The 5,225-nt window shown below is 65.0% G+C and carries 4 protein-coding genes, 1 pseudogene and 1 riboswitch; of the genes and pseudogenes, 3 read left to right on the top strand and 2 right to left on the bottom strand.

Annotated elements, in window-relative coordinates; all coding sequences use genetic code 11:
* Positions 1 to 166 precede the first annotated feature (166 nt).
* Together ACKAE7_RS20395 and ACKAE7_RS20390 are read right to left on the bottom strand one after the other, a co-directional pair.
* The gene (locus tag ACKAE7_RS20395) at positions 167 to 694 is read right to left on the bottom strand and encodes a SixA phosphatase family protein (RefSeq protein ID WP_408980149.1); all 528 of its coding nucleotides are present in this window, start codon (positions 692 to 694) and stop codon (positions 167 to 169) included.
* A gap of 69 nt (positions 695 to 763) precedes the next feature.
* Entirely contained in the window at positions 764 to 1,630 is an 867-nt protein-coding gene (locus ACKAE7_RS20390) for a winged helix-turn-helix domain-containing protein (RefSeq protein ID WP_188811573.1), read from the bottom strand.
* Between the two features lie 699 nt (positions 1,631 to 2,329).
* Here ACKAE7_RS20390 and ACKAE7_RS20385 point away from each other — a divergent pair.
* The 3 genes and pseudogenes from ACKAE7_RS20385 to ACKAE7_RS20375 all read left to right on the top strand — a co-directional run.
* The gene (locus ACKAE7_RS20385) at positions 2,330 to 3,070 is read left to right on the top strand and encodes a response regulator transcription factor (RefSeq protein ID WP_408980148.1); all 741 of its coding nucleotides are present in this window, start codon (positions 2,330 to 2,332) and stop codon (positions 3,068 to 3,070) included.
* A 7-nt stretch (positions 3,071 to 3,077) separates the two neighbouring features.
* Complete coding sequence (locus ACKAE7_RS20380; protein ID WP_408980147.1) at positions 3,078 to 4,607, top strand: ATP-binding protein; 1,530 nt, start codon at positions 3,078 to 3,080, stop codon at positions 4,605 to 4,607.
* A 93-nt stretch (positions 4,608 to 4,700) separates the two neighbouring features.
* A riboswitch (cyclic di-AMP (ydaO/yuaA leader) is annotated at positions 4,701 to 4,863 on the top strand.
* Positions 4,864 to 4,868: 5 nt separating this feature from the next.
* Positions 4,869 to 5,225 (top strand): annotated as a pseudogene (locus ACKAE7_RS20375) (hypothetical protein); the annotation flags it as partial.

Genomic DNA, 5,225 nt, shown 5'->3' with positions numbered 1-5,225 from the left:
CCTGTGCCTCCGCGCACCCGCGCGGGTACCTTCCGTCCCTGCCAGGCGGCCGTCGTCGTCGGCCTCTCCAACCAGGAATCCGTCGTCGGCAACGGGCGCGAAGCCCGCGCCCCGGCGCTGACCCCAGGCGGCAGGGTCGCCGCTGGAGCTTTAGTTGGTGGGCGAGTTAGTGCGCGCGGGGGACCTTGAACCTGGTGATGCGCGCGTCCTGTCCGTCCAGTTCCGCCCAGGACTTTTCGGTCTCAAGGACGGTGAGGGCGTTCGTGGGATACCTGGTGGCGGCGTCCATGTAGGCGTCGTGGTCGGAGTCGCGTGAGGCAAGGTGCATGGCAAGGTCCTGTACGCCGGGCAGGTGTGAGATCAGCATCAGCGTGGTGACTGTATCCGGAACGTGGTTGATGACGGTCAGCATCCGGAGCGCCGACGCAGCGTACAGCCCGTCCTCAAGCTTGGGCGTAGGCGCCTTGTCCCCCAGCACCGAACACACCCACGTGCAGGTCTGCCTGGTCCGCAGGGCACTGGAGCAGAGGATGAAGTCCGGCACGATGTTGTGCTTGAGCAGCCACCGGCCGGCAAGCGGCGCCTCGCGGTGGCCCCGTTCCTCCAGCGGACGCTCGTGGTCAGCCACCCCGCCCGGCCAGTCGGCCTTGGCATGCCGCATGATCACAAGCCGTCGAAGATGGTGCTCACTCATGGCCCAAGCCTAACGAACATGCCAAGAGCCGCGGAGGCACATGCCCCCGGGAGGCGGCTGAGGTAAATGCTAGATCGAGTATTCCGGAGCGGCCCAGACAACAACTTCGGGGTGCTCGTAGAACCGGTACCCCTGGCCGCGGACTGTGCGCACGGTGTTGGCAAGGCGGCCCAGCTTGGAGCGGAGCCGGCGGATGTGGACGTCGATGGTGCGCTCGTTGGGCACCTCTTCGGCGTTGCGCCACAGCCCCTCAAGGAGTTCGTCGCGCCCCACGGTGCGGGTGCCGTTCTCCACCAGGTAGTTCAGGAGCTCGAACTCCTTGAACGTCAGGTTGAGCGACTCGCCATCCAGGTGGACTTCGCGGCGTGCCAGGTCGATCAGGACGCCGGACGGGCGCGGCTCCTGTGCCTGCGACGGACGCGGGGCCTCTGTGCGCTGGCGGGCGTTGACGGTGGGGTCACCGAAGGTGGAACGGACGACGTCGAGCGCCGAACCGGGCGTGCCGGCGGGGGCAACGGCGACGGCTGCGTAGCTTTCGGCGCCGGACACGAGGGACTGGGCGTAGGCGCGGATCTCCTGGGCCAGTTTGGCGATGGAGGTTCCGGCCGCTGCCGCCGTTTCCTCGTCAATGCCCATGTAGAGGACAAATCCGCGGGCAACGTTGTCGTTGGCTACGGGCCGGACAGTGTTTGGACCGGCCACCACGGGAGTGGGGACGGTCATGGGTGCCGCCTCTGCGGGCTGGACCGCACGGAGCTGCCCGTAGGAGCTGGGGTTGAAGCCCTGCGGCGAGTAGCCCTGGGAGGGGAAGCTGCTTCCAGATGATGATGGAGCCAGGGCGGGGCGCGGTCCAAACCCGGGGCGCAGGCCCGAGGGCTGGCCGGCCTTGGCGGCGTTACGGACAGAAATGTGGACGTATCCGGATGCAACTGACATGGAATGCTTACCTCAATGTGAATGGCCGTCATCGCGGCCCGAATGCTGGGAATCCCCGCAATGCGAACTGGGGAGGGCGCCCGACGCTGGGCTGGGGGCGAATGCCTAAGAACTTCGGAGGGTGGGAAGGTCAGGCGTGCATTCGACAACAGCGCATGTCGGCAGCAGCGGATGTGCTGGGCCAATATTCTGCGGCTGCAGGTGCTGTTGAGTTCTTGTTCACATTGGAAGTGTGCAGCGTAACAATGGCAACTTGCAAGTAACAATGGACGTGATCGTCCGCATTATGAGACAAATTCCGCGATAGTGTTCCAAATCACAATTCTGGACGTTGTAAAAAATAACGATTGTTATCCGGCATTCGGCCTTTTTGGTGGTGCTGCACAGAATATTATTCGATTAAAGAATGCCCAGAGGTTGTTTCGTTCACTAGAGAGTCTAATAGCGGAATCCCGCTCTTCGCCCTGATGGCGTGTCCAGCCGCCCCTGCTTTTGGACAGAAAAAAGTGTGCGCCGAGCGGCCGAATCGCCTTCGGGGATCTCGGTGTGCCGCCGCTTGAACGTCCGTGGCCGGCGGCCGCGAGCGCGCAGATTGCACGCCTGAAACCTTCCACGGACCCAGCTCGCTAGGCTGGGATTCACAGCTTGCGCACAGGAACGCCATAGCCGGGCTTAAACCAATGAATGGAGAGTTGTTCCATGGCCACCTCGCACTCCATGACAAACAACCTCCCCAAGCTCACGCATCCGGACGGCTCCCCCATCAGGGCGCTGGTGGTGGATGACGAGCCGAGCCTTTCCGAGCTCATGAGCATGGGGCTGCGCATGGCCGGCTGGTCCGTGGCGGTTGCCGCCGACGGTCCCGAGGCAGTGAAAGTGGCCAAGGACTTCCGCCCTGACGTGCTGGTCCTGGATGTCATGATTCCCGGCTTCGACGGCGTCGAGGTCCTGGGCAGGATCCGCGCCTTCGCGCCCGAGGTTCCCGCCCTGTTCCTCACCGCCAAGGACGCGGTCCAGGACAGGATAGTCGGCCTCGCGGCCGGCGGGGACGACTACGTCACCAAGCCTTTCAGCATGGAAGAAGTCCTGCTCCGCCTGCACCGCCTGGTCCAGCGGTCCGGTGTGGCCGCGATGGACACCGCCGAACTGGTGGTGGGAGACCTGGTCCTCAACGTTGACACCCGTGAGGTAACCCGTGCGGGTGAGGAGCTCCAGCTGACCGCCACCCAGTTCGAGCTGCTCCGCTACCTTATGGAAAACCCCAGGCGCGTCATCAGCAAAGCGCAGATCCTGGACCGGGTCTGGAACTACGACTTCGGCGGCCAGGCCAACATCGTGGAGCTCTACATTTCCTACCTGCGCAAAAAGGTGGACGCCGTCCATCCGCCCATGATCCACACCGTGCGGGGCGCCGGATACGTCATCAAGCCGGCGGAGTAGGAAAGCGATGGCGTCCGCGCACAGTACGGTGCCGCAGCCCCGGAGCTGGCTGAAGGCCGGCACGTGGCACCTGCGGACCCGACTGATCCTCCTGGCCATGACGCTGTTGATTGCCATTTGCGGGGCGGTTGGCGTGGCGAGCTATGCCTCGATGGACGCGTTCCTCACCCGGCAACTCGATGAGCAGCTGAGTCAGGCTGCAGACCGTTCCAACGATCCAGGACGCCCTCCCTCGGGCGGCTTCAATGGCAGGGATCCCCTGGATGCCCGCGGCCAGAGCGTTGGAACCCTCAACGCCCGGATCCTCAACGGTCAGGTCAACAGCGGCGGTTTCCTCACCTCGAATACCACGCGCTCCGCTTTGTCCACGGAGGACAAACAGGTCCTGCTGGCCCTGCCCACCAACGTACAGCCGGTGGACAGGACGCTTTCCAATGGCGACTACCGGCTGGTGGCCATCCAGACCAACTTTGGTGACGTCCTGGTGACAGGACTCCCCCTCGCCGCCAAGGTGAGCACGCTCGCGTCCCTGGTGTGGACGTTCGTTTTCGTCTCGCTGGGCGGCCTTCTCCTGGTCGGGCTGGTGGGAACCGTCCTGATCCGCCGCACCATGAAGCCCCTTGAGCAGCTCTCGGAGGTTGCCACTCGCGTTTCAAAGCTGCCGCTGGATGCCGGCGAGGTGGCGCTTGCGGTGCGCGTGCCGCCGTCGAACTCCAATCCCGGTACGGAGGTTGGCAGCGTGGGCCACGCCCTGAACCTCATGCTGGACAACGTGGCCAACGCGCTGCAGGCGCGGCAGAAGAGTGAAACCAAGGTCCGGCAGTTTGTAGCCGACGCTTCCCATGAGCTCCGCACGCCGCTGACCGCCATCCGCGGGTACACCGAACTGATGCGGATGACGGAAAACTTCACTCCGGACGGGGAGAAGTCGCTGGCCCGGGTGCAAAGCCAGTCCCAGCGGATGACCGCACTGGTGGAGGACCTGCTGCTGCTGGCGCGCCTTGATGAGGGCCAGCCCCTGAAACTCAGCGAGGTGGACCTGAACCAGCTGGTGGTTGAAGGCGTCAGCGACGAAAAGGTCATGGCGCCCGGCCATACCTGGCGGCTGGAGCTTCCCGACGAACCCGTGGTGGTGAACGGCGACCCGTCCCAGCTGCGGCAGGTGCTGATGAACCTGCTGTCCAACGCCCGCAAGCACACCCCGCCGGGAACCACCGTGGTCACCGGAGTTGGGAAGACGGCGGAGGGCGCCGCGGTGGTGACGGTAACGGACGACGGCGGGGGCATTCCACCCGAGTTCGTGGACCAGGTTTTCGCGCGGTTCGCCCGCGCAGACGCGGCCCGGACAGGCAGGGCCGGCGGACCCGGCGCATCCGGAGCTGAAGGAACCAGCGGCCTGGGGCTGTCCATCGTGGAGTCCATTGTTGAGGCCCACGGGGGCAAGGTCACGGTGACATCACAGCCAGGCCGTACGCAGTTCGCCCTCCAGCTCCCCTTGCCGCGCGGGCGGACGCAAGGAGGCGCGCCGTCAGCGTGATCCCTGTTACCAAAATGTGACTTAAGCGCTGCACTCCTGTACCGTCGATTGGGTGCGGTTCCCGTTCGGGCCGCATATCCGGATGACGCCAAGCTCTGCCGCTTCCCGGATTCCGCTTGAGCATAGGCAGAGGCGGGGGACCCAACAGTCCCGGGCACTCAACTGCCCTTGGGGTTAAGCCAGCACGTGATCTTTCCGTGTGGCCGGATGCCCTCATCCGAACCCGACAGCTAACTCCGCAGGTGTGAGAGGCGATCCATCATGTCTAAGTTCCTTGCTAAAGCACGCCCGAAACCAGGCTCTGAAGCCCGTGCCCCGCGCACATCAGGCAAAATTCCGTCCTTCGGCCAGCGCGCTGCCATCCTCGCAGCGTCCGGCGCCCTCCTTGTAGGCGTTGGAGCCGCGGGCCAGGCTACCGACACCGCAGTGCAGGTGGCAGCCACGGAGACTCAGGCGGCTGAGGCACAGTCGAAGCTGAGCATCGAAAAGAGCGAAATCCAGGCGAACCCGGCCCCCGCTCCTGCGGCCGAGCCGATCAACGTGGTCCCGCAGGCAGCCGAACCGGCCCCTGCTCCCGCTCCCGAGCCTGCACCCGCGCCGGCCCCGGAGCCTGAACCC

The organism is Pseudarthrobacter sp. NKDBFgelt (assembly GCF_046097905.1).
Classification (GTDB): Bacteria; Actinomycetota; Actinomycetes; order Actinomycetales; family Micrococcaceae; genus Arthrobacter; species Arthrobacter polychromogenes.
Note: the sequence above shows the minus strand (reverse complement) of the source record. Positions and strands in the feature narration are given on the sequence as shown.

Coding starts and splice junctions, on each gene's coding strand:
- ACKAE7_RS20395 (WP_408980149.1), bottom strand. CDS start 694: ATGAGTGAGCACCATCTTCGACGGCTTGTGATCATGCGGCATGCCAAG.
- ACKAE7_RS20390 (WP_188811573.1), bottom strand. CDS start 1,630: ATGTCAGTTGCATCCGGATACGTCCACATTTCTGTCCGTAACGCCGCC.
- ACKAE7_RS20385 (WP_408980148.1), top strand. CDS start 2,330: ATGGCCACCTCGCACTCCATGACAAACAACCTCCCCAAGCTCACGCAT.
- ACKAE7_RS20380 (WP_408980147.1), top strand. CDS start 3,078: ATGGCGTCCGCGCACAGTACGGTGCCGCAGCCCCGGAGCTGGCTGAAG.